This window comes from Desulfogranum aggregans (assembly GCF_055398265.1).
The window spans coordinates 4,307,521-4,332,797 of sequence record NZ_AP042447.1 but is presented as its reverse complement, the minus strand read 5'-3'; the positions used below and the strand labels follow the sequence as shown (position 1 = coordinate 4,332,797).

General features: G+C 52.7%; 22 protein-coding genes. 8 read left to right on the top strand and 14 right to left on the bottom strand.

Annotated elements, in window-relative coordinates:
• Positions 1-120 precede the first annotated feature (120 nt).
• Complete coding sequence (locus ACZ52Z_RS18975; RefSeq protein WP_464268337.1) at positions 121-1,713, top strand: DUF3373 family protein; 1,593 nt, start codon at positions 121-123, stop codon at positions 1,711-1,713.
• Positions 1,714-1,789: 76 nt separating this feature from the next.
• Positions 1,790-2,581, top strand: coding sequence for a peptidoglycan editing factor PgeF (gene pgeF, locus ACZ52Z_RS18970; RefSeq protein WP_464268336.1), 792 nt, complete (start codon positions 1,790-1,792; stop codon positions 2,579-2,581).
• Between the two features lie 102 nt (positions 2,582-2,683).
• Here the strand turns inward: pgeF and ACZ52Z_RS18965 are convergent, their stop codons facing one another.
• Genes ACZ52Z_RS18965 through ACZ52Z_RS18955 form a run of 3 tightly spaced genes read right to left on the bottom strand, consistent with a single transcriptional unit; the run spans position 2,684 to position 5,854 of the window.
• Positions 2,684-3,439: an endonuclease/exonuclease/phosphatase family protein gene (locus ACZ52Z_RS18965; RefSeq protein WP_464268335.1), complete on the bottom strand. Its 756-nt coding sequence runs from the start codon at positions 3,437-3,439 to the stop codon at positions 2,684-2,686.
• A gap of 10 nt (positions 3,440-3,449) precedes the next feature.
• Positions 3,450-4,832 carry a polynucleotide adenylyltransferase PcnB gene (gene pcnB / locus ACZ52Z_RS18960; RefSeq protein ID WP_464268334.1) on the bottom strand — a complete coding sequence of 461 codons (1,383 nt, stop codon included), beginning with the start codon at positions 4,830-4,832 and terminating at the stop codon, positions 3,450-3,452.
• A 29-nt stretch (positions 4,833-4,861) separates the two neighbouring features.
• On the bottom strand, positions 4,862-5,854 hold the full coding sequence (locus ACZ52Z_RS18955) for an NAD(P)H-dependent flavin oxidoreductase (protein WP_464268333.1): 993 nt from the start codon (positions 5,852-5,854) through the stop codon (positions 4,862-4,864).
• Positions 5,855-6,166: 312 nt separating this feature from the next.
• On the opposite strand from ACZ52Z_RS18955, the gene hisS reads away from it, so the two are divergent.
• Positions 6,167-7,432 (top strand): histidine--tRNA ligase, encoded by a 1,266-nt coding sequence (hisS, locus tag ACZ52Z_RS18950; protein ID WP_464268332.1) that lies wholly within the window; start codon positions 6,167-6,169, stop codon positions 7,430-7,432.
• A gap of 101 nt (positions 7,433-7,533) precedes the next feature.
• Positions 7,534-9,324 carry an aspartate--tRNA ligase gene (gene aspS / locus ACZ52Z_RS18945; protein WP_464268331.1) on the top strand — a complete coding sequence of 597 codons (1,791 nt, stop codon included), beginning with the start codon at positions 7,534-7,536 and terminating at the stop codon, positions 9,322-9,324.
• 103 nt (positions 9,325-9,427) lie between these two features.
• Here aspS and gloB read toward each other — a convergent pair whose 3' ends face one another.
• The 8 genes from gloB to ACZ52Z_RS18905 form a co-directional block, all read right to left on the bottom strand.
• The gene (gene gloB, locus ACZ52Z_RS18940) at positions 9,428-10,201 is read right to left on the bottom strand and encodes a hydroxyacylglutathione hydrolase (RefSeq protein ID WP_464268330.1); all 774 of its coding nucleotides are present in this window, start codon (positions 10,199-10,201) and stop codon (positions 9,428-9,430) included.
• A 245-nt stretch (positions 10,202-10,446) separates the two neighbouring features.
• Positions 10,447-11,562: a nicotinate-nucleotide--dimethylbenzimidazole phosphoribosyltransferase gene (cobT, locus tag ACZ52Z_RS18935; RefSeq protein WP_464268329.1), complete on the bottom strand. Its 1,116-nt coding sequence runs from the start codon at positions 11,560-11,562 to the stop codon at positions 10,447-10,449.
• 4 nt (positions 11,563-11,566) lie between these two features.
• A complete protein-coding gene (cobC, locus tag ACZ52Z_RS18930; RefSeq protein WP_464268328.1) occupies positions 11,567-12,166 on the bottom strand; it encodes an alpha-ribazole phosphatase in 600 nt (199 codons plus the stop codon).
• Positions 12,163-12,939 (bottom strand): adenosylcobinamide-GDP ribazoletransferase, encoded by a 777-nt coding sequence (gene cobS / locus ACZ52Z_RS18925; RefSeq protein ID WP_464268327.1) that lies wholly within the window; start codon positions 12,937-12,939, stop codon positions 12,163-12,165. Before cobS ends, cobC begins: the two co-directional genes overlap by 4 nt.
• Positions 12,932-13,510, bottom strand: a complete 579-nt coding sequence (gene cobU, locus ACZ52Z_RS18920; RefSeq protein ID WP_464268326.1) for a bifunctional adenosylcobinamide kinase/adenosylcobinamide-phosphate guanylyltransferase — start codon at positions 13,508-13,510, stop codon at positions 12,932-12,934. The genes cobS and cobU overlap by 8 nt, the downstream gene beginning before the upstream one ends.
• 287 nt (positions 13,511-13,797) lie before the next feature.
• Positions 13,798-15,060: a D-glycero-beta-D-manno-heptose 1-phosphate adenylyltransferase gene (rfaE2, locus tag ACZ52Z_RS18915; RefSeq protein WP_464268325.1), complete on the bottom strand. Its 1,263-nt coding sequence runs from the start codon at positions 15,058-15,060 to the stop codon at positions 13,798-13,800.
• Entirely contained in the window at positions 15,053-15,763 is a 711-nt protein-coding gene (locus tag ACZ52Z_RS18910; RefSeq protein WP_464268324.1) for a DVU0298 family protein, read from the bottom strand. The genes rfaE2 and ACZ52Z_RS18910 overlap by 8 nt, the downstream gene beginning before the upstream one ends.
• Before the next feature lie 139 nt (positions 15,764-15,902).
• Positions 15,903-16,409, bottom strand: coding sequence for a ferritin (locus ACZ52Z_RS18905; RefSeq protein ID WP_464268323.1), 507 nt, complete (start codon positions 16,407-16,409; stop codon positions 15,903-15,905).
• Between the two features lie 427 nt (positions 16,410-16,836).
• Between ACZ52Z_RS18905 and ACZ52Z_RS18900 the strand changes: the two genes are divergently transcribed.
• Positions 16,837-18,045: a beta-ketoacyl-ACP synthase II gene (locus tag ACZ52Z_RS18900; protein WP_464268322.1), complete on the top strand. Its 1,209-nt coding sequence runs from the start codon at positions 16,837-16,839 to the stop codon at positions 18,043-18,045.
• Between the two features lie 29 nt (positions 18,046-18,074).
• On the opposite strand, the gene ACZ52Z_RS18895 is transcribed toward ACZ52Z_RS18900, so the two are convergent.
• Entirely contained in the window at positions 18,075-19,148 is a 1,074-nt protein-coding gene (locus ACZ52Z_RS18895) for a cyclic nucleotide-binding domain-containing protein (RefSeq protein ID WP_464268321.1), read from the bottom strand.
• Between the two features lie 69 nt (positions 19,149-19,217).
• On the bottom strand, positions 19,218-19,574 hold the full coding sequence (locus ACZ52Z_RS18890) for a hypothetical protein (protein WP_464268320.1): 357 nt from the start codon (positions 19,572-19,574) through the stop codon (positions 19,218-19,220).
• A 960-nt stretch (positions 19,575-20,534) separates the two neighbouring features.
• On the opposite strand from ACZ52Z_RS18890, the gene ald reads away from it, so the two are divergent.
• Positions 20,535-21,647 carry an alanine dehydrogenase gene (ald, locus tag ACZ52Z_RS18885; protein ID WP_464268319.1) on the top strand — a complete coding sequence of 371 codons (1,113 nt, stop codon included), beginning with the start codon at positions 20,535-20,537 and terminating at the stop codon, positions 21,645-21,647.
• A gap of 32 nt (positions 21,648-21,679) precedes the next feature.
• The gene (locus tag ACZ52Z_RS18880) at positions 21,680-21,997 is read left to right on the top strand and encodes a hypothetical protein (protein WP_464268318.1); all 318 of its coding nucleotides are present in this window, start codon (positions 21,680-21,682) and stop codon (positions 21,995-21,997) included.
• A gap of 185 nt (positions 21,998-22,182) precedes the next feature.
• Here the strand turns inward: ACZ52Z_RS18880 and panC are convergent, their stop codons facing one another.
• Positions 22,183-23,028: a pantoate--beta-alanine ligase gene (panC, locus tag ACZ52Z_RS18875; RefSeq protein ID WP_464268317.1), complete on the bottom strand. Its 846-nt coding sequence runs from the start codon at positions 23,026-23,028 to the stop codon at positions 22,183-22,185.
• Between the two features lie 589 nt (positions 23,029-23,617).
• On the opposite strand from panC, the gene ACZ52Z_RS18870 reads away from it, so the two are divergent.
• Positions 23,618-24,931: a hypothetical protein gene (locus ACZ52Z_RS18870; protein ID WP_464268316.1), complete on the top strand. Its 1,314-nt coding sequence runs from the start codon at positions 23,618-23,620 to the stop codon at positions 24,929-24,931.
• The last annotated feature ends 346 nt before the right edge of the window (positions 24,932-25,277 follow it).

Genomic DNA, 25,277 nt, shown 5'->3' with positions numbered 1-25,277 from the left:
CTCTCATTGACTTTCTTTTCGTAGCGAGATAAATATCCTGGATGTGATGATATTTATTTTTTTGGTTGAACGTACAACCTTTTGTACGTCTTCCGAAAAAGGAAAAAAGGAGGGGAGAGGATGGTGAAAAAAATGTCCATGATCGCTCTGGCAGGCCTGTTGGCACTGCCGGCGACCACGATGGCAGGTGCTGGCACAACGCCTCAGGATCTGGAAAGTAAAATTGAAGAACTTGCCCGGCAGCTCGATGCCTTGAAAGCGCAACTGGCCAAACAGAATGAATCCATGACCGAGTACGGCGATAAGGTCGATGCCATGGATGATCTGCTGGATGAGAAATCCGAGGCCTGGGACCTGGCAGCCCGTTTTACCTTTTATGGCGACTTTCGGGCGCGGGGCGACTATTACAATGCCAGCAACGTCTTTGCCGCAGGCACACCGCTCGGCTTGACCGGGATGGTCAACGGCCAACCGACCTTTGCCGCCCAGTCCATGGGTGACCAGGAAAACGACACCATCCTCACCAACCGTTTTCGGCTCAACATGCGGGTCAAAGCCACGGAAAATCTCGAATTCAAGGGCCGCTTGGCAATGTACAAAGCCTGGGGGATGCAGTCCACTCCGACCGGTCTCGCTAACGGCTATCCTATTTTTGACGGGAACGTTACCCGCACTCCCAACGACAGTGCCCTTTATGTGGACCGGGCGTTCGTCAACTGGAATAACATCGCCGGCCTGCCCATGTGGTTTTCCATCGGCCGTCGCCCGACCACCGATGGCCCCCCTGCACAACTGCGCCTTGGCACTGATACCAGGATGGCCACCCCCACTGCCTATTTCGACTACCCGTTTGACGGCCTTGCATTGGGTTATGCCTGGGATTGGGATTCGGAAGCCATGGGTAGCAGTCGCCTCCGTTTCTGTTATGGCCGCGGTTTTGAAAACGGCCTCCAATTCGACGAGGACACCAATCCGTTTCCATTAGATGACACCGACTTCGGTGGATTCAGCTGGGACGTGCTCAAGCAGGGCCCCCGGTTTCTTAATCTGCAGCTTTTCGGCGTCTACAACCTCTTCAATTACCCCGCCTTTCAGAGTGATTTTGTCCGGTTCGGTGCAAGCATGCCCCAGGACCAAGGTGGATTTGGCGAACAGAAAGACCTTGGCCAACTCTATCACACCACAGGAATTTACATGGATAAGATCAGCAATCTGAATTACTTTCTTGCCGGCGGCTGGAGTCATACCGATCCTAACGGCAATGGAATGTTCAACGACTTTTACGGCATGGCCATGGGCCAGACAGGAGCTAATACCAGTTCAGAGGATGGATACTCGGTTTATGCGGGCATTCGCTACGACTTTGACAATCTCGGTTTGAAACTCGGCGCAGAGTACAACTACGGTTCCCAGTACTGGATCGCCTTTACGCCGGGTAATGATGATCTTTATATGTCCAAGCTGGCCACCCGAGGTAATGCGTATGAACTCTACATGATCTATGATCTGCCCACTGGCGAGGCGATCTCCAAATACGCCAAGACCTTTATCCGCCTAGGCTGGCAGTACTATGATTTTAACTATTCCGGTGGATTTGACTGGAACGCCAAACCCTACGATCTGGACGATGACAAGGCGGCTCTGCAGGCCCTTGGCCTCAACCCCGTGGATAGCGCACACCAGGTCTACCTCACCTTTGAGGCTTATTTCTAAATCGTTGCCATTGTTGTCCACCAAGCATCAAGGGAAGGCCAGCTGACGGCTTTCCCTTTTTTTATGGTAATACCTGATGATTAGGTTCCACCCCGGTCTCTGCTACCACACCAGCAGCCTTCTTCCCGTCCCCCATGGTATGTTCTCTCGCCATGGGGGAGAAAGTCAACCGCCCTATGGGAGCCTCAATCTGAGTCACGGTGTTGGCGACAGCACTGCAGCCGTGACAGCTAACCGTGCGCGTGTCCAGAAGAGCCTGCACCTCCAGCACCTTTATGCCGCACATCAGACCCATTCCGATCGTATTGCGATCCTCAAATCCCACGCCTCCCAGCCCAACCTGCACGGCGTGGATGCCATGATCACCAACCTGCCGGCAACGGGCCTGCTCATTCAGCAGGCAGACTGCCAGGCGATTCTCCTCCACGACCCCGAACACGAAGTGATCGCTGCTGTCCATTGCGGTTGGCGAGGCAGCGTAAACGACATCATTGGAAAAACCATTGCCTGCATGGCACAGAACTTTTCCACCAGGGCCGAATTGCTCAAAGCCGTCATCAGTCCATCGCTTGGTCCCTGCTGCGCGGAATTTCAACACTACCGCAAGGAGCTTCCGCAGTGGATGCATGTATTTCAGCACCGTCGAAACTATTTCGACTTCTGGGCCATTACCAGGAACCAACTCCGAGAAAGCGGCCTCCGGCCCAAAAATATCGAGACAGCAGGGATATGCACCCGTTGCACATCTGACTATTTTTCCTATCGCCGAAGCACCGCTCATGGAAGACCCCAAACTGGTCGCAATGGATCGGTTATCGCCCTTCCAGGAGTAATGTCATGTACAGCAACCCAGATTTCTCATCAATAAAGTTTTTCGCGGAACACGACACAAACCACACAGCATGACAGTGATGGCACTGGGCATACTGTCCAAAAACACTGGTACATAGATCGGCAGAGTTGAATGGGTCTATAAAGTAAAATCGCAGACCAGTGGGGCGTGATCGGAATAGGTAACCTGAGGGATGCGGAAATGGGACACCTGCAACTCGGGACTGTGGAGAATAAAATCCAGTTCCCTTTTGGGGGCGCGGCTGGGAAAGGAGGGCAGCCGTTCGGGATTTGCGCTTAAGAGTCCGGTGGCGCCGAGGAAGAGATCAAGCTCCCGCTTGCCCCACAGCGCATTGAAGTCACCGGCAAGTATTACCGGCCGATCAACTTCTCTGATCAAACGGTATAATCGCTCCAGCTGATACTGCCGATTTCGATAAGTGAGGGAGAGGTGGACGAGAAATACTGTCACTTTCTCCATACAGGCCTGAATAATCAGTCGTTTGACCCCCTCTTCAAAATAATGAAAACGGTGGCTGACAATATCCATATTGGCAAGGATGGCGTTGCCCTGCGTCCGCAGCAATGGCATCCGTTTTGCCACGGAACCAAAGGCATATTTGGTTTCAATCACATGCTGCATCCCCAGGCGGTCGGCTATCCTTTCAGCCTGGCACTGCTGCTCTGTGCGAAAAGAGCCGCCATCGACTTCCACCAGCCCGAGTATATCCGGTTCAACGGACTGGATAAAGGAAACAATTTTCTCCAGTTGACTGCCAGAACGCTTGAGGTACCCTGCATAGGGAAAGGGAAGATGGAAACGGGTGCCATGGCCGGCAGCATACCGAATATTATAAAGCAGAAAGCGCAATGCTGTGTTGTTGTTCTTCTCCACCTGTTGCGTTTTACCCTCGGTTTTTCAACCCAAATACACCCTTCTTACTGCTACTGAAGGCGGGATTTAATCCGCGTCGACCCGATGAATTCTTCCTCCCGGATTTGACGGGCACGCTATCCTCCACCCTTTCTTGCTGCGCAGGACAAGCGAAGAGTTCCGGGTTCAATGGCTTTTCACCCATTGCGTCTCTGTATAGGCTGTAAAAACGGGAACAGTCATAATAATAACTTTTGCGCTTTAGCCACTGGGGAAGCTTCCCACCAGCATGAGCCTGGTGCAGCGTCGGCAGATTAACCAGCAACACTGCCAGTGCATCTCTTGCCATTCGTTTCATGTTAAGCCGTTCACCAATCAATGCGTCGAGTTCGGTACGCAATGCACGATTCAACTGGTGGTAGCCCTTGCCACGAACCTGGACCTGTAACAGCCCGAAACGCTGGATCGCCCACGGCAGCAGTACCGCGGCAACGAGCATGTATTCCGGCACTTTTATCGGCCTTGACGATTCAGATCCAGCGTGCAGCCTATCCAGTGCCTGCAGGAGACGGAACAGGTCTTCCCTGGCCTGCTCATCCTTGCTCGTAGCACGGGAAGATGTTGTATAGAGCGGAAAAAGGTATTGCCATAGATTATTTTCCATGCACAGGCGCACCCATGCCTCACTGGTCCCCGACCGCAGATCTTTGAGGACCTCATCCCGTAACCTGGAAGGTGGGCAGAGGGCGAGTTTGTCGCCATGCGCTGCAATGGCCTTCCGGCATGCCCGATCAATGGCAAACCCTTTTCGTGCTGCATGGCGCACAGCACGCATCATACGCACCGGATCACGGGTAAACCGACGATTGGGATCACCGACCATCCGCACCACCCCCTGGTTGAGGTCTTTGACCCCTCCTGTATAATCGATGATGGTGTTGGTTTCTATTTCATAAAACAGGGAATTGATGGTCAGATCCCGACGAAACGCATCCTCTTCCAGGGTGCCGAAGGTATTATTATGCGGCAGGACCTGCTCCGGCCCGTTCAGGTCATATTCGCTTTGCGAACGGAGGGTGGAGACCTCGATAATCTTATTACCGCGAAAAAAAACCTGCACAAGGCGGAACCGTCGCCCAATGGTCCGGCTGTTACGAAAAATCTTTCGCAGCTGCCCGGGCCGGGCGTCAGTGGATATATCAAAATCTTTTGGCTGTTGGCCCAGATACAGGTCCCGAACGCCCCCGCCAACAAGATAACCTTTAAAACCGGCATCTCGAAGGCGATAGAGGACCTTAAGGGCTTCCCGGTCGAGGTGGGATTCACGAATGGGATGATCGGACTCCGGGATAATCAGCGGTTTCCTCTGCTGATTATCCCGGTTCTGCCCTGCGTTGGATGCGTCCTTTTCCATAAATTCGAAGTTCTGCTACACCATGCCGGCTAAACGGCTTCAGCTCCCGATGCGCCGGCCTTTTCCTTGTATACCGACTCGGCAGCCTGGACGAACCGATGAAATATCTCCCGGACCGGCAATATTTCGTTCATTCTGTAGGTGTTAGCGCCGGAGAAAAAGAGACCGTTTTCCACATCGCCCTCGCTGGCGGCCACCAGCCTGTCATTGATGCAGTACTTGTAACTGCATTTTTTCAGACACTGGAACCGGCATTTCTCCATCGAGACATCTTCACCACGCTCCATCTTTTCGATAAACCCGGTTTTTACGGCACGCCCAGGCATTCCAACCGGCGACTGCACCAAAACGATGTCTTCCTTCTGGGCCTGCAGATACGCCTCCTTGAACTTCTGGGAAACAGAACACTCTTCACTCAGCACAAATCTGGAGGCGATCTGTATGCCATCTGCACCGTATTTATCCATCATTTCAGCCATCTCCAGGCCATTGGTGATCCCGCCGGCAGCAATAAGCGGTACCTTGGAAACCACCTTGCGAATCGCAGGAAACATATCACGCAGATTCTTGTCCGTACCCAGATGGCCCCCGGCTTCGCTTGCCTCGGCAATGATCGCAGCAGCACCCAGCTTTTCTGCCAACTTGGCAAAGTTCGGTGAGGAAACGATAGACACGATGGGAACATTGTATTTCTTGCCTATTTTAAAGATGTCGCGGGAAAAACCGGCACCGGTAACAATCATATCTGCCCCGGCCTCGATGGAGCCCATAACCAGCTCATAAAAGTCCTTCATCGCATACATGATATTCACGGCAATGATGCCTTTGGTGGCGCTCTTGGCCTTACGAATATCCTCTTGCAATTCGTCAACCGGTATTCCCGACCCGCCTATGGTCCCGATCCCGCCGCACTCAGCAACCGGCACGGCCAGAGCGGAAGTGGAGACGCGAACCGACATACCACCCTGAATGATGGGAATTTTGGCTATAAACGAGCCTATTTTTAATTCAGGTAATTTCATGCAACTCTCGTGTAGTAGAGGAATAAAAAAAATAACAGCCGTTGATTAAGCAGCGAGAAGGCTGAATCCAGTACATCGCCTTGCCTACTCATCGACCAAGCATACCTGCCGCATGATCAATCTCTACCCGCTCCTTCAACGACCGTATACAATACATCACACAGAATGATTATAGTCTTTTTCTCAGAAATGTGCCACACCAGCTTGACTTTTCATTCATTTTGCAGTTAGATTTTTTGTTTTTTTCCACATTTCACGACAAACTATCCATGTCCCGATATTGTTTTTTCTCGTCTTAAATGGAGTACCCCTTTGAAAATTCAGGCAATCAACGGATTTAAAGACATTCTGCCGGAGAATGCACTTCTCTGGCAACACATCGAACAGCTGGCAAGAGATATTTTTCATCGTTTCGGTTTACGGGAGATACGGGTGCCGATCATGGAGAAAACCGACCTGTTCGTTCGCTCCATCGGCGAGTCTACCGATGTGGTGGAAAAGGAGATGTATACCTTTACGGACAAGTCAATCACCCTGCGGCCTGAAGCCACGGCTTCCCTTATGCGGGCTTTTATCGAACACGGCATGCATGTACAACAGCCGGTGCAGCGACTCTATACCATTGGTCCGATGTTTCGCCATGAGCGTCCGCAGAAAGGACGGCAACGCCAGTTTCATCAGCTTGATGCAGAAATTATCGGGGCCAAGGAACCACAGATCGATGCCGAGCTCATTGCCATGGGCCACCTGCTGCTCAGCGAACTTGGACTGCATACGAGCCTGGAAATCAACTCTCTTGGCTGCCAGGCCTGCCGCCCTCCCTTTCGAGCAAAGCTAGTGGCTTACCTTGAAGCGAACCAGCAGGGTCTGTGCCAGGACTGCCGCAGGAGAACGACGACCAATCCCCTCAGAGTGCTTGATTGCAAAAAAGAAGCCTGCAGAGCGTTGGTCAAAGATGCCCCTTCCCTGCTCGATGATCTCTGCGAGGAATGCAGCGACCATTTTCAGCATGTGCAGCAATCACTTGCAGCACTTGACATTCCCTATACCCTGAACCGGTTCATGGTTCGAGGTTTGGATTACTACACCCAGACAACCTTTGAATTCCTTACCGGCGACCTGGGAGCGCAGGCGGCCGTTGGTGCAGGCGGCAGATACGACGGCCTGATAGAACAGCTTGGCGGCCCCGCCCTGCCTGGCATCGGTTTTGCGATGGGCCTTGAGCGGATTGCCCTGCTGATGGAACAGAACAATTCACACAAACATCTTGCACAGCATATCGACATTTTTCTTGCAGCGCTCGGAGAAGGTGCCGGCCAGCCATGCAGCCTGCTGACGCATCAGTTACGGCTCGACGGCGCACGGGCGGCCATGGATTACAGCGGGCGAAGCCTCAAGGCGCAGATGAAGCAGGCAAACCGGGTAAACGCACGGTATGTGCTGATAGTCGGCGACAATGAACTGGAAAAACAAGAAGCTGTCCTACGGGATATGTCGTCACAGCAACAACGGCCTTTTTCGCTGGCCGGATCGTTTGTTGAACAGAGTAAACGACTCCTCGATATGATAGGTGCTTAACCGCCCCTCTACTTCGGCACGACTGTCCCCGTGGCAACAGACGGTCCAGCTACACAACGAGCCGCAGCATATTCTCCTGCGGTCAATCTTTGGAGATGAATATGGAATCTATGGGATCGCTACGGCGAACACATAACTGCAACGAACTTGGTCAGGAAAACCTGGACCAGGAAGTAACACTAATGGGGTGGGTGCTTCGCCGTCGCGATCATGGCGGAGTTATTTTTATCGATCTTCGGGACCGCTGGGGCATAACCCAGGTCGTATTTAACCCGGAAATCAACCCCGACGTTCATGCAAAAGCACACCGACTGCGCAGCGAATGGGTGCTAGCCGTCAGAGGTCGGGTCGAAAAGCGGCCAAGCGACATGGAAAACCCCAAGCTGAAAACCGGGGCCATCGAGGTACTGGTAGACGAATTACGTATTCTCAATACCAGTGAGACCCCGCCCTTTCCACTTGATGAGGAAACGGAAATATCCGATAACCTCCGTCTCCAGTACCGCTACCTAGACCTGCGCCGGCCGGAAGTGGCAAAAAATCTCATCCTCCGGCATCAGGCACTGCAGACGGTGCGCTCTTTTCTCAATGCGGAGAACTTTCTGGAAATTGAAACACCGATGCTCACCCGATCAACTCCAGAAGGTGCAAGGGATTACCTGGTGCCAAGCAGGGTAAATGCAGGCAAGTTTTTTGCGCTGCCGCAATCACCCCAGCTGTTTAAGCAGATCCTGATGATGTCGGGTATGGATCGTTACTACCAGATTGTAAAATGTTTTCGTGACGAAGACCTGCGCGCAGACCGTCAGCCTGAGTTTACCCAGATCGATATGGAGCTCAGTTTTGTGGACGAGGAGGAGATCATTGCCATTGTGGAGGGCATGATATCGGCGCTTTTCAAGGCCACCGTCAACCATGATCTGCCCCTGCCGATCAAACGCATGACCTATGATGAGGCAATAAATCGATTCGGTACCGACAGACCCGACACCCGGTTTGGCTTTGAACTGGTCGACCTCACCCAGACCTTGGCCGGATGCGGGTTCAAGGTCTTTAATGCGGTCATCGAGCAGGGGGGAGCGGTCAAGGCCATCAATGCAAAGGGTTGCGCTGGATTTTCCCGCAAGGATCTGGATGACCTCACCGAGTATGCCGGACGCTTCGGGGCCAGAGGCATGGCATGGATCAAAATAAAGGAAAACGAATGGCAGTCGCCCATCACCAAGTTCTTCAATGATCAGGAGATTGCCGCCATGGGCACAGCCCTTGACGCTGAACCCGGCGACCTGATCCTTTTCGGCGCGGATAAGCCTGCGACGGTCCACCAGGTATTGGCGGAACTGCGCCTGGAACTGGCTCGCCGCCTGGACATCATTGACAGAGACACCTTCGATTTTCTCTGGATTACCGATTTCCCCATGTTTGAGTACGATGACGAAACCAAACGTCATACAGCCGTGCATCATCCATTCACTGCCCCCTTCGAGGAGGACCTGGACCTGCTCGAATCAGATCCTGGGGCGGTAAAAAGCCGTGCCTATGACCTGGTGCTCAACGGCAACGAAATTGGTGGCGGCTCCATTCGTATCCACAGTCCGGCGGTGCAGGAAAAAGTATTCAAAGCGCTGGGTATAGATGAAGAGGAAGCCCAGGAGAAATTCGGGTTTCTCCTCAAGGCGCTCACCTACGGGGCCCCACCCCATGGCGGGATTGCCTTTGGCGTCGATCGATTGATCATGCTGTTGAGTGGCTCATCCTCGATCCGCGAGGTTATTGCCTTCCCTAAAACCCAGAAGGCCACCTGCCTGCTGACCGAAGCACCGGCACCCGTTAACCGGAAGCAGTTGACAGAACTCCACCTCCGTCCCGACTGGAAGGAAAACCAGGGGTAATCCTTCTCCACCACTGCAACCACAGCAGCCTGCAAGCACCTGCTTTACCAACAGGCTGTTGTGGTGTTCCCGCTGGCTCAGCCGGAACCGCAGCCTTCCTGGATCAGGCGTTGTCTTTCATCTGGCGCAGAAGCCGAAAGACCTCCACCGGTGTATCTTCTGCGGCTGGATGCCCCCTGAGAACACTCTGACAAAGTTCCGGCTGGTCACAGCGGAGAAAAGGGTTGGTTGCTTTTTCTGCGGCCAGGTCCGACGGCTGCCATTGTCCCCCATCTGCACCAGCGAGTTTAACCTGCGCAAGACGCTGACGGAGCGTGGTGTTGCCAGGCTCCACCGTCTGGGCAAACTCCAGATTTGAACGGGTATAGTTATGCCCCGGGTAAATAAGGGTTTCCGGGGCAAAGAGCTCCTTGATCCTGCTTAAGGACCGGTGCATCTCTTCAGCGGTCCCCTCAAACAAACGACCGCACCCGCCGCTAAACAGGGTGTCCCCGGTAAACAACGCGTGGCCGAAATGATAGAGACAACTGCCCCGCGTGTGTCCGGGAGTGTGAAAGACCTTACCCAGCAATTCACCAACCCGCACCTGATCGCCTTCGTGGAGCGGATGATCCATGCCGGGAATACGATCCTGATCGCTTGCATGCCCGAAGATCCCTGCCAGAGGGAAATCTTCCCGCAATTGATCAATGCCGTCAATGTGGTCCCGGTGATGATGGGTACAGAAAATGGCCTGCAGGTCGAGCTGCTGCTCGCTCACCACCCGCCATACCGGATAATATTCGGACGGGTCGACCACCGCACACACACGGGTTGCCTCGCAGACAATCACATGGGCAAAATTATCAAACAGACAGGGTATCGAAAGAACGATCATGCACTCCCCTCCAGAGATATCTTAACAGGTTGAGCCTACCCCCAGAATCCGTAAGTGTTCAAAAAAAGTGGAGGTGCAAGGCGCCAACCTAATGGATTATTCCAAAGTTATATCAACATGTTGACAACGAAACAGGTGGCCGTTCTTGGGCACCCCGCAGGGCGGTTGGTAAGCCTGAATTTCTGAATACATACCAGGTATTCCCTAGTATAACAAAATAGTGGCTCAACGCAGGTTCTAAGGCGTCACGGCTCCAGGCACCCTTTCTTGCCCGGGTGGTGACCGCGATAGGCCATTGCTGCTGTTCCTATTTCCTCGCGGCTCTTCCCCAGGGCAGCGAATGTTCCCATCTCCCGAGTCATCTTCAAGGCCGCCTCTATTATCGGAAAGGCCAAAGCGCATCCGGTGCCTTCACCAAGGCGCATATGCATATTGAGCATGGGCTCAAGCCCGGTTATCTCCTTGAGCAACAGGGCTCCGGGTTCACAGGACATATGAGATGGAATGATAAAGTCCCTTACCTCGGGCTTGAGCTGGATGGCAGTCAGTGCCGCAACATTGGAGATCAACCCGTCGGCAACCACCGGTACACGACGGGCTGCACAGGCGAGATAGGTGCCGGCCATTCCGGCAATATCCAGCCCTCCGACCTTGGCCAGCACGTCGAGCGGATCATCGCGGTCGGGTTGGTGAAGCCGCACCGCATCCAGAACCACCTGTTTTTTTCTGGCAAAGGCTTCATCACTCAAACCGGCTCCCCGCCCGACAACCCGATCAATGCTGGCACCGGTAAGAGCATATAGGACTGCACTCGAGGCCGTCGTATTCCCGATACCAATTTCGCCGGTACCAATCAGGTCATAGCCTTCATCTATGGCATCGGTGGCGACCTCAATGCCGATTTCAACAGCCCTGATAGCCTCTTCACGCTCCATGGCCGGCTGCCTGAGAAAACTGGCTGTGCCGTAGCGGACTTTTCTGTTCAGTACCCGAGGCAGGTCCACATCGACCTGAATACCGATATCCACAGCAATAATATCCGCTCCAGCATGGTTGGCCAAAAAATTCACCCCCATTCGCCCGGAGGTGACAAAATCGGCCCCAATCCTTGTCACGTCCTGGGGATACATGGCAATCCCTTCCCGATACACACCGTTATCGGCCATCATGACCACAATCGCCTTTTGATGTATGGAATTTTCCACCTTACCGGTTATACCGGCAACCTGACATGCCAATTCTTCCAGTTTCCCCAGACTGCCAGGGGGTTTGAGGCAATAATCGATTTCCCGTTGAGCCTCTGCCATCACCTGTGAATGTGCAGGCCTTATCTGTTCGATTGTACGCTGGAGCAGCTTCACCGCATTACCTGTAGTTGAATCGAACAAGAATGGGCATATCGCCCATAAATTCAATTTCTGTCAGGGTGGCATTATCCACCTTGAACCTCCAGTATCCGCTGGATACCGACGCACAGAAATAATGCGCAAGCAGGGTGCGGATACAGCCGCCGTGGGACACAACCGCCAACTGCTTGCCGCTGTTGGCACCCACAAGTTCGTCAACAAAGGTGATGACCCGGTGTTTGAAGGCAGCAAAGGCTTCACTGCCTGGAATTCGGGTGTTTTCCCAATCAGTCAACCACATCTGCCAGGCATCCGGGTACCGTTTCTCTATATCTGAATAATGCAACCCCTCCCATTCACCGAAATGATACTCCTGGATGCTCGAATCGGTGATGATGGGGACGTTATCGCCGAAAACCAGGGAAGCGGTTTCGGTTGCCCGCTGCAGCGGACTGGAAAAGAGCGTATCCACTTCAAGCGCGTTCAGGCGCTGAGAAAGATAGGACGCCTGTTCCCTTCCATGGTCATTGAGGGATGCATCAGTACTGCCCACTAACACCCCTTGGCGATTTTGTTCTGTTTGTCCGTGCCGTATAAGATAGAGTCTGGTTACATTCATAGCAGAAGATTCCATGCCGAGAGAAAAAGTAACAAAAGGAGCATCTCGCAGAGTTCGATCGTTGCGCCGATTGTATCACCGGTAATTCCGCCGAGACGACGCTTGAGGTAGCGGGCAAAAGCAACCGCCAACGCTGCAGCCGCAGAGTGAAGCACCAGGGAAAAAAACAGTGCGCTGAACGGCTCCAACGCTGCAAAAATCAGTATGCCGCTGGTCAGGATCAGGGAAATGGCAGTTGCAGCAAGCGCCTGGGAAAGGCCGACACCATTGGTGAACTCCCCCATCCCCGTATTTCCACGTGCATAGGAGGCAAACGCCGTATGCCAGGGAATCGCCATGCGGGCAACGATCGGTGTACAGATACAGGCGATAACTGCACCGGGGGCTGGGATATTTATCAAGGTAATGAGTTTAAACAGTATGGTGAGGATGATAGCAACCACCCCATTCATCCCCAGGGTGGAGTCCCGCATGATCTCCAGCATCCGGTCTTTGGAACGATAGCTGAACAAACCATCTGCCGTGTCGCCGATGCCGTCCAGATGCAACCCCCCGGTCACCGTGATCAATACCACCAGTGCGAGAAAGGTGGAAACCTCGTTCCCCAACAGCGGGGTTGTCAGGGCAAGAAGAACCGCAGCAGGAGCGCCCACCAGCAGACCGACCACAGGCATCCACTTCATCCCTTCGACAAAGCGCTGCACCGTAAATTCAATCTGCAGCGGGATGGGGTAGCGGGTCATAAACTGCACCATCAAAATCAAACTAGACACCGGTATCCCTTCCTTTTATGCAAACGGGAATCCCGGAAACTACCCAGAAAACCTCATCGGCCGCAGCAGCCATCCGCTGATTGACTCTGCCACAGCAATCCCGAAAAAAGCGGGCAAGCGGGCTTGCAGGAACCACGCCTTGGCCCACCTCGTTGGTCACAGCAAAGAGATGACCGGAATACTGCCTGCTGGCGGCAAGCAATTGGTCGATCTCCTCCAGGACCCGATGTTCCACCTGTCCCATTTGTTCCGGGCTCGGCTGCTCCCAGTCAACGGACTGATGTCGGAGCATGATATTGGTGGTCAAAACAGTGAGACAATCCAGTAAAAACCCATCAAAACCCGCTGCATGTTCGGTAATAATCGAGGACGGTTGATAAGATTCCTCAAACGTCTGCCAGATCTCGGGACGCTGCCGCCGGTGTCTGGCAATCCGATCTTCCATTTCCTGGTCAAAGGCCTGGGCAGTGGCAATATAGGCAATGGTCGAACAGACCTGTCCTATCTGCTCTTCGGCAAAGCTGCTCTTACCACTTCGAGCTCCGCCGGTAATCAGCGTCAAGCGTCCCATAGCCACCCAAACTTGGCTTTTTTGTTCATAGCTTTTCGTCGCAGAATCAACAGAACAGCCTGCCGCGCGGAGGATACAGTTTACTTTCAGCGGCAGGAACTCCTATCACGAAGCTCACTACCCACAAGGGTAGCAGGTTTGTCCGTCAGCAGGAATCACCATTGGGAAACAGCACGGGACCCATCCCCGCTTCCTCCAATGACGTATCCCACGGCAGACGGGAAATATCAAATGCGGGAGGGAGTATAGCAAATCACACACCGTGTAGCCAGCCGAAAGACCAACCACTATGCGTTACGAATTGTATCGATTACTTTGGTGGTCGAACAATCATGCTCAAAGACCACCCGTTCCACCCGGCCCCCGGCAGCCTTCACCTCTGCGCCCCCCACAATCTCGTCCTCTGCCCAGTCAGCTCCTTTGACCAGCACATCCGGGAGCAGAGCGGTAATGAGTTGCAGCGGAGTATCTTCGGCAAACAGGACCACATAATCAACGCATCCCAGGCCTGCAAGCACCCTTGCCCGATCTGCTTCACGGTTGACCGGCCGACTCGGCCCTTTCAACCGACTCACGGAACTATCGCTATTGAGCCCGACCACCAGGCAGTCAGCGGTTTGGCGGGCCCGCTCCAGGTAGCTGACATGTCCGGCATGCAGAATATCGAAGCATCCGTTGGTAAAGGCGATACTGCTTCCCTGGGCGCGAAGGGCTGCAAGCTTGGCCTGCAACTCAGCCAGGGAAAAGATTTTTTCCTGATCGCGTCCGCGCCAGGGGCGTTGCCCCGGCGGACAAAAAGAACGGCGCACACGCTCCAGATCGCCTGGGTCCAGAGAGGAGGAGATGACTGACGCCTCTTCACCTGCCTCCACGAGGACTGAACCGTCAGGTGCGATAATCAACGAATGTCCGGCCAACTCGATTTCGCCACTCACACCACAGCCGTTGGCCGCCACGATATAGAGTTGATTCTCAATGGCCCTGGCTCGCAACAGTGCCTGCCAATGGTCAAGTCGGACCTTCGGCCACTGGGCACAGACCGCCAACAGTGAGGCACCGTTAAAAGCCTGCTCTCGCGCCAGTTCAGGAAAACGAAGATCATAGCACACAAACCCGCCAAGTCTGCCGCCGTCCACCTGTACCGGCGCCTCGGAACGACCAGGCTGCAAAAATCTGTCTTCCTTCCAGGCACCAAACATAAACTGTTTGGGCCAGCGAGCCACGACTCCCGCTCCCCCGGTAACAAAAAGTGTATTTCGAGGATGTTGGTCGTCAGATCGCGCCTCGGGAAGAGAACCGGCAAAATACACCCCGCTTCGCGCGGCAATCTCCTGCAACCGCTTCAGCAGCTCTGGCGTTGCAGCTGCCATCTCGCGTATACGGGAATAGTCAAACCCCGTTGCCCACATTTCCGGCAAAACCACCAAGCTCCCAGGCTCGAATCGGTGGGCATCAACCAACGATACCATGTGCTGCAGATTTGTTTCAATGTGCCCCGGTATAATGGGAAACTGAACGCAGGCGACAGCGGTAAACGGTAAATTAGACATACTGGTGCATCCTCTCCAAGGCATCTCGAACGCATTGCCTGACGGTCACCTGATGTATCACCCCATCCTCGTACAGCAAGGACACTCTTGCATCCTCTTTGAGCGCCTGCAGACGAGGCTCGAGCTCGAGCATGTTCAACCTTCCCGCTATTCTTGCGGCCAGGGCGCAGGTATCAGGATCAACCGACGACAGAAAAAAAGCAAGGTCTGCAGCGTTGATCTTATCGATCAGGTAATCAGGATATTTACCTGCCAGGCGATCAATCCCCCAGAGCAGTCCTTTTTGCAGCCCAGGCAATTCCAGAAAATTGCCATCCTGCAGCAACTCCTCACCGTCCTCCTGCATGTAGGAGACAAGCATGTGGCAATATTCACGGGCTAGCTGCGGATGGTGATACATGCTTTCCGCAAGCGCCTCAGGTGCTCCCCAGCCGATTCCGCCGGATTCATCGTTCAGGCTCCAGAGAAAGCGGCGCATGACAATGCGCGCCGCCTCAATATCCTCGGCAGCCAACCGGGCAACGGTCTCCCCCATGCAACTGATCGCCACCCATCGAACGTGTGGAGTCTCTCTGCAGATTGCTGAAAAAAGGACATTGACCACGTCTTTGGGCGGAAACTCCTGAAGACGCCGGCGGACCGTGACCAGATCCTCTTGCTCCAGCAATGGCAACACTCGTTTTTTCAATGCCCTGCTACTCATTCTCTCTTCCGTTTTCCATCCATTCTGCAGGCAAGGTAAGTGGCAAAACCCAGACTCCACCAGCTTGCTGATTCATAAAGGAGTCACCGCTGTCTGCCCCTCCTTGCTGTGCCGGCCGGCCTAATTTTCCCAGCGCCGATTACGCTTCACTGCCCGGATCAAACACCCTTTTTCCCAGTTCGTTGTCCAGCATAAACAACCCTGAAGGGTTATCCTTGATCAGCCGCAGTCTGTCAACTACAGCCCCTACGCTTGCCTCCTCTTCAACCTGCTCGGACACAAACCACTGAAGAAAAATATTGGTCGCATGGTCTTTTTCACTGATGGCGAGATCGACCAAATCGTTGATGAGACTGGTGACATGCTGTTCATGCTTGAGGATGGCTTCAAAAGCATCTAGTGGAGACTTCCATTCCGACTCCGGCTTGGCAATCGCCTCAAGGGTAACCCTGCCACCTCGCTCGACCACAAAGTCATAAAACTTCATCGCATGCATCAATTCTTCCTGTACCTGCCCGCGCATCCAGGTGGCAAACCCACCAAGACTGATGGATTGAAAGTAGGACTCCATAGAAAGGTAGAGATAGGAGGAATACATTTCCGCGTTTATCTGGTCATTGAGTGCCTTCAGCAATTTTTTCTTCATCGTCAACTCCTTAAGATTGGCCATGCCCTCTGTGCCAGGGCGCTTTTCGCGTTCACGCCTGATGCTTCCCTCTCCTGTCCAATTCCACAGCAGAATTTCAGCAGCTGCTCAGGCACCATTAACAGTAATGCTCAGCGCACCATTTGCAAGTTTCAATACTTCTTTCTAATGGAAATAATTGATTATTGCCTCGTCGTAAAGCGCTTATCCACTGTCTTGAATACTCTAGTCAACCGAGCGATACAGGGAAACGAAATAACCTATTTCGACAAAGTCCTTGTCCTAAAAAATGTTTTTTTGCTATACTTTCCGCCAATTTCACCGCCAGACATACTATCAGCAACGACCTGTCCCCAGGCAACTGAAGCCGCTCCCCGGTTGTGCGGGGGCACCTTGCCGACGACAGTCACCCCACATTTGGAAGACGATGCGAAGAGTTGTAATAACAGGAATGGGAATTGTTTCTCCCTTAGGTGATAGCGCTGACGAAGCACTCCATTCACTCAGGCAATGTCAATCTGGCATTCGCTTTCATCAGCCCTACCAGGACCTTGGACTCCGCTCACAGATAGGAGGATTCACCGCCATCAATGTCAAGGCCTGCATAGAGAAAAAACAGCTGCGTTTCATGGGGAATGCTGCGGCGTATGCGGCCATTGCCATGCAGCAGGCCATAGAGGATTCCGGTCTGACCAAGGACGAAATCTCCCACCCGAGAACCGGACTCATCATCGGTTCTGGAGGGACTTCAGCTGAAAACGTCGTGGCAACAGCGGATATTATGCGCAAAAAAGGGCTCAAGCGCCTCAGCCCGTTCATGGTTCCACGAACCATGAGCAGTACGGTTTCCGCCTGCCTCACCAGTGCGTTCGGCATTCTTGGTCTCTGCTATTCGATCTCCTCGGCCTGCGCAACGGGTTCCCATTGCATCGGAGCAGCCTCGGAACAGATTCTGCTTGGCAAGCAGGACATCGTGTTTGCCGGCGGCTCCGATGAAGAACACTGGACCCAAACAGCTATGTTTGACGCCATGGGGGCCCTGTCAACCAAATTCAACCACATGCCGGAACAGGCATCACGTCCCTACGACACCGAGCGCGATGGATTTGTGGTCGCCAACGGTGCTGGAGTTGTGGTGCTTGAAGAGTATGAACGAGCAAAAAAACGGGGGGCCACCATCTACGGCGAGGTAATCGGTTACGGAGCCACTGCGGACGGCAGTGAGATGGTTACACCGTCTGGAGAGGGAGCTGTTCGCTGTATTCGTCTTGCTTTGGGGGACGAAAAGCCCTCCATCGATTATATCAATGCCCACGGCACCTCCACTCCGGCTGGCGACCTGGTGGAACTCAAGGCCATTACCGAGGTCTTTGGCGCCGATTGCCCGCTGATCAGTTCCACCAAATCCATATCCGGCCATTCGCTCGGGGCTGCCGGGGTTCACGAGGCAATATACTCACTGTTAATGCTCAACCACCATTTTCTCTGTGGAACCGCCAACATCACCACTATTGAACCGGAAGCGGCCCATATGCCGATCCTGACAGCAAACCGCGAGGCACAACTTACCACCGTGATGAGCAACAGTTATGGCTTTGGCGGAACCAACGCCTGCCTCATTTTTCACAAGGTATAAACGCTAACGGGGCTGAGCGGGGGAGGGTGCTACTGGTCTTCCTTTTCATCCACCCGACGCATCCCCTCCATAACCAGCCCCATAAACCCTCCAATAACCGGAAGCGTGTTTGCCTCTGGGGAAATACCTGAAGTATAGGTAAAAGTGCCTTCTTTTTTGGCAAGAATGGCAAAAAACGCTTCTTTCCCGGCGACGTTGTTATACATGGCCTGGACCAGCTCACCCTCGTTGAAGAGTACCGACGCCTTGCCGTCTTCCAGTACCAGGTCCACTTTTCCGGTTTTAGTACTGGTGTTAATCAACTGAAAAAGTTCCACCGGATGAATATCGGTAAACTTACCGGTCATACCGGAACTAATCGTACCCGAACGCAAGGTATTGGCCTGGGCGCGCTCCACCAGCAGGCGATAGAAGAAGACCTGCAGAACCGGGTACTTGTTGAGCACATGCTTAAAATCCTTGCTCGACAAAGCCGCAACTTTGGTGCGTTCTCTTGAGTGAATGGAGGTTGTGACCGGTTCGCCGGATAGCAGGCTCATTTCACCAAAGATGTCTCCCACTTCCATCTCAGACAGCGTCTGCCCGTCATCACCAACAACGGCAACCCTGCCCTGCACGATGATATAGAGACTTGTCCCCGGGTCGCCTTTTTTTAGAAGAATTTTATTGGCACCGTACTCCTTTAATTCAAGCAGAGCCGACAGGTCCCGTAAATTATCCTCGTCAAGGGGTTCAAAAATATCAAGTCCGCGCAGGACGTCAAAAAACTTATCCACGTGCCGCATCCGCTCTCGCTGCTCAGCAGCGGCCAGAAGTTTCATCTGCAGGGTAGCAAACCCTTTTTCCTTTTTAAATTCGAAACGAATAAGACCGGTGCAGCCGCCACACTCGAATTTTGATTTTCTCACTCCCTGCTGGGTATAGCGCTCCATGCTCTGCCGAGTAGAAACCGCCTTCATCAGCTCCTGCACCATCATCAGACAGGCTGGCTTTGCTTCTGGAACAGTTAATCCCATGCCTTCAACCTGGAATTCCTCGCCTACATTATAGATCGGGCAGGACAACTCTTCGGTTACGACAAATATCGCATCTCGATACGCCATCGATCACGTCTACCTGTGTCCATCCTCGCACAGAATGGGCACTGCTTCTATTGCTCGTTTACTATCCGGTCAGTTTGACCGACCGAACAGCAGATAAATGATAAATCCAAGCACCCCGGCGCCACCAAAAAGCACCGGCAATACTTTTTGCATCTGGAGTTCATCGCCAACAACCAATGTCTGCATATACTCCGTTCCCGAGGCATACCAGACAGCCATCAACAGCCCCATGATGGTCAAGTCACGAAAGGACTGCTTATACAGCATATACCCGACCACCATGATAAAGGGGACTAAAAACCAGGGATTTGTGAACAGGCCGGCAAAATCAACCTCACTAACCTGTTCAGGAAGATGTGTCTTTTCCAGCATCAGGCCAATTTTATCGGCTACTGTCCCTACCCAGTTGGTAAACCCGTCAATCATTGAACCACCCACTTTGCACCTCTCTCAAGATTTGATCACCAAAAAAAACGGCTCGGTTCCATAAGCCTATGCTCATTATAGCGCCCCAGACAGCCGAATCAAGCAAGTCTCTTGCAGGGCATGTCTTCTTATCGACAAAACACATATTCAACAAACAGACCAATTCGACAAAATTGAATACAAGCAGACACAATGATTCGTATTTGTAACAAAAAACACAAGCCGCCGCCAGCGATCTCCAGCCCTTCACCAATGAGGATCTTATATAACTCCATAGAAAAAAACGAAAAACCTCCTTTATTGCTCTTTTGGCATGCTCCCTGCTAGAATATCGGCAAATTCATCGTTGCAATTACCCCCTTGGCAACGATGAATTCCACGCTTCACATGAAGTTGTCACTCCTCCTCCACGGGCTGCCCTGCTCTCCTCCTCTCTTCAGGGCAGCCCCCCTCCTTCCATCGATCAGCATCCCGAATCGGTGCAATTGCCAGAGAGTTACCCTCTTTGAAAAAAAAAGTCGTTTACGACATCACCCCCGAACCAGCTGAGCGTTTTTACCAGAACTACCGCAAAAGCGCCTATACCATTTCACACGGCTGGAAAAGCGTGCAAGATTCAGTGGTTACTGCTATCGTTAGGAGCGAAATACTACCCCACACAACCAGCAGCAAACCCTGATGGGCAGCGACGAAATCAAAGGGAGTGAAATCCGGGATATGGGAATAGTACAGCACCTGGATGACTATGGGTGAAGTGCAAATGGCAACCCTTACGAGCAAAGTCACCTCTCAGCTCGTCATTGCCGGCCGGACCAATTCCAGTTTCCACGGCCTAAACAACATCATGATGCATGCCCCAAGCTTGATCATTACCAAGGAACAAGTTAACACTACTGCAGATGTAGGTGCTACTGCCGTTGAAAAAACATTTTACCCTATAAAGTAAATGGAGACCAAACCATGATTGTCGGTGTCTTAAAAGAAATTAAAGTTGCTGAAAAGCGCGTCAGCATGACCCCTGCAGGGGTCATTGACATGATCCGTAACGGACACGAGGTCCTGGTGGAAAAGGACGCCGGCGCGGGCGCCGGCTACCCTGACGCCGAGTATATTGAAGCAGGTGCCGCCATCATCGACACCCCGGCGGATATTTACGCCAAGTCGGAAATGGTCATGCACGTCAAGGAACCCCAGCCCTCTGAGTACGACATGATCCGTGAAGGCCAAATCATCTTCACCTATCTCCACCTTGCAGCTGACGAGCAACAGACCAAAGCCCTCATGAAAAGCAAGTCCGTTGCCATTGCCTACGAAACCATTGAAAAAGACAATGGGTCTCTCCCATTACTGGTGCCAATGAGTGAAGTTGCCGGCCGCATGGCTACCCAGGAAGCCGCCAAGTACATTGAAATGCCCCAAGGTGGACGCGGCATTCTCCTGGGCGGCGTAACCGGCGTCGAGCCGGCCACCGTGGTTGTCATCGGCGGCGGTGTTGTAGGCGTCAATGCTGCAAAAATGGCCTGTGGCCTCGGCGCCAAGGTCTATATACTCGACAAAAATCTTCAGCGGCTCGCCTATCTGGACGACATCATGCCAGCCAACTGTTTTCCGGTCATGTCCGATGAAATGACCTTGCGAAAACTGGTCAAGGAAGCCGACGTCGTTATTGGTGCAGTTTTGGTTGCCGGGGCGAAGGCTCCTAAATTGCTGACCCGCGATATGCTCAAAGAGATGAAAGACGGCTCAGTCATAGTTGATGTGGCCATCGATCAGGGCGGTTGCTTCGAGACCTCCAGGCCGACCACTCATGACGATCCATGCTTTGTGGTCGAAGGCGTCATTCACTATTGCGTCGCCAATATGCCAGGTGCAGTGGCCAGAACCTCCACCCGCGCTCTCACCAATGCTACCCTCCCCTACGCCATCCAAATCGCCAACAAGGGGTGGAAAAAAGCGATGCAAGACAACCGGGAGATCAAATTAGGTGCTAATGTCGTTCAAGGGGCCATTACCTACAAAGCTGTGGCCAAAGCATTTGACCTCGACCATACCCCGATTGACGACTTCCTGTAAAAGAACCCTTTCCCGACAGTTGTCAATCAACAGTGACTTTCCTGTCGCTTGACTCATCGCTCAATTTGGGAGTACGGGCGGTCTTGGCGGCAGGAAAGATACTACTTTTTACCACTGCCCACATCAAGGAACTGGAACGGTTGAACGAGAAGATGATCGCGGAGATCACGCAGGGAGATTTCACCAGCCTGTTTGCAACCAAAAAATTCATCCTGCTGATCAAACACGGTCTATACGATTTCCCACCGCAAAATTACCTGGCGGAATGGGAGCTTGCAAACGGTGAAAAACATCGCCAGTCTACAGACTCCCTGAAGGAGGGAAAAGGACCCGAGGCCGCCGCGTTGTGAAAAACAAGCATTGGTCATTCGGGTATCAGAAGGAGTTCATCCCCACCTATTGCAAGACCAACATTGGGACCAAGGGGTGAGGAAACCTGCGCCCTCTTCTTTCACCCCGTGCACCCAGGACTGCATCAATAAACGCCCCCAAAGTGGACCAATGACGACACCCCACCCTCTACCCCATCACAGCTTCAGGTCAAAGCTATATTATCAATAAGCCGGGTGCGGCCATACTGGAGCGCACAGGCCACATGTGCTCTGTCTTCTATCCGGTCCAGATATTCCAAGGTTTCCGGGTGGAATATTTCCAGATAATCTTCTACAGCCTCTCCGACATGGTCAGCCCAAAAATCCCGCACAGCTTTTTTGATAACCGCAACATCGGTCTCTCCAGCCTGCACCATTCCCAGTGCCACCTGCAGCCCCTTTTGTACATTTGGCGCCTTGCCCCGCTCTTCTGCCGAGAGGTAGACATTACGGCTGCTCATCGCCAACCCATCAGGCTCACGGACAATCGGACACCCGTGAATAGTGGTGGGGATATTTAGATCCGCTACCATTCGACGAATAATTGCCAGTTGCTGCCAGTCTTTTTCTCCGAAAACCGCAAAGGTAGGAAGGGTCAGCATAAATAACTTGGTTACGACCGTACATATCCCTCGAAAAAACACCGGACGACTGATACCGCATAACCGTTTGGCCATAACAGGAACTTCCACCCAGGTCTGATGGTCGTCGCTATACATGGCATCCACTTCCGGGGCAAAAAGAATATCGGTCCCCTCTTGCTCAGCGATGACGGCATCCCTTTCCAGGTCACGAGGATAAGTGCCAAGATCCTCATTTTCCCCGAACTGGGCAGGATTGACGAACAGCGTTGTAATGAGCTTATCACACTTGCTCCGGGCATACCGCATCAGGCTGATATGTCCGTCATGAAAATAGCCCATGGTCGGAACTAGGCCGGTCGAAACACCGGAAAAACGCCATTGATAGCTTATCTCTCGCAGTTCATCTGGGTTGGTAACAATTTTCATAGCAGCCTCGATCATTGGTTATCTACAGGGAAGTACTCTGTATACCGACGCTTCCCATCGCCGGCAGAGAGTTGCACTTCCAGAATTCGTCATTCGCCTGGCATACGACCTGTATCAGAAAGCGCAGAGCAACCATACAGGTACACGACAGCACCGCCATTGGTATTCCAGGAGTATCTCACCACGTTGTCAACTTGACAGATGTGGCCTTACGGGTGGCCTCGTAAATCTGACCCAGTTGCCTCTTGCTCGAAAATAAAGGCACAGGCGAAATGAAAGGCTCAGACGCTCAACTGTCGCTGCTTCAATCACGGGTAACAACGGCCAACATGTACCATAGAGTGCGCCCATGTTCAAAGGGTTCGCCACATTGTTTCTTCTGCCCTTCTCCCGCTCCCTCAACTCAACAGCTCAGGGGTGTTCCTTTTTTGAACGCGCGTTCACCGCCCCATAGACCGCGTTTCCCCCGTTGCCTCACAGGATACTGGACGGTAATCCTTGATTCTGGTACCTTAGCGTATCTGCAGTCGCGTTACCTACTATAATAATCAAACCATTCACATAGCATCTCCAGCACGATTTTTCTCGCATGAGTATTCTTGATTACCATTCTGTTTTCTCGGCCATGCTCCAAGGTGGGCCCTTTTCCATCTCCTCCACCCCTCCCCTGGCAGCACACCCCTTTTCCAGGACCACCAAGGCCTGGGCTGCCGCTCTCAAGCACGACCAACTCATGAAAACCAAATACCGGCTGGTCCGAAACCAGATTTTTGACCTGCTGGATATCAGCACCTTTGACGAGGTGCTGCACCTTATCCACAACCCGACCAGGCGCAGGGCGGCTGCCGACCGCGCCCATAACCTGCTGGCCAACATGTTCGGCATCAACAACGGCGCCGATGCCGTCACCCGTCATCTCAACGAATATGCCCGGACCGCTGATGATGTCATCCACACACTGCGGGCAAAAGTCCTGGCTCCTTACAGTGCACACCTGGAGATCACCAACGAGATCGAATCAACCAGTGACCCGGTCAACCTGCTGCTCTTTCTCTTTGATGAACGTTTCAACGACAAGGCCAGATTCGAAGCCAAACGAAAGTTGGCGCTCATGGGGCTGGCCGGGTCCATTGATCAACGTGAGCGGGAAACGCGAATCACAGAAAAATTCTCAGAGTTCATCAACTTTCTCAACATGTTCGTCTGGAGCCCCAACCTCAAAATCGGTGAGTTGGAGATTGCCTACCTCTACAGTGAGCATGCTCCGGAAAATTTTCGGTGTACCCAGGTAAAGGTGATCACCCCTGCAGTGGCCGAAGAAACTGCTCCCCGCAAAGGCACCAAACTGACCCTGATCAAACGAAGGCGTTTTCACGACCGCGGCAGAGAGATTCCCATCTACGTTACCATTCGCAAAAAGGCTCCAGCAGCAAAAGTCATCAAACTCTTGCGGAAGAACGAAAAAAACCCGGCCACAGCCGTGGATGACGAACTCGGCCTTATGGCCGTACTGAATTCAGTGAACGATGTCAAACGGTTTGTCCGCCACCTTACCCGCAGTGCAGCCAAAGCAGGGTCATTCATGACCCTTGAAGATATTTCAGACACGCTCACCGGCGGTGAATATGCCGGCACTGCCACCGGCAGCTCGCCCAAAACAGCCATGCTCAAATTTTTTGCCCGTATCGGTGGCATGCGGGTTGAGTTTATAATCCATACCAACCATTCCTATCTCAACTACATCTACCAGCGCGAGGTCGCGCATGATGAGTATGAGGTAAAACGCATCTTCGACACCGGTGTTGCTGAATTCCTTTTCCCGCGGGATTTCTACCATCTTGACCTGGCGCAAATCCGAAACCTCCAGCTGCAACGTTTCCGTAAACATATAGAGGAAAATTAACTGCATCGATGCTGCACTTTACAATATTGCATTTTTTTTCACACTAAACCACTTCTCGACCGCCTTGCATTCATCCTTTTAGTTAACCTACTGCCATCACCACAAAAACCGAGCAACCGACCCCATCCAGAGTAACCGCCCGCCCAAGCATTTTCTACAATTTTGTAAATTATTATTTACAACTCATACAATTTTGAGTGGTGTTTCTTCTTGGCAACACCACCTCTTTTTTCCGCTTGATAGATAACTAACCGAATTAACGATTTATTTTTAAAAATGTCAGATTTGGCACTGCTCTTGCTTTTTACTCACCAATGATACGTTCGTTTGTTGTGAAACAGTTTAT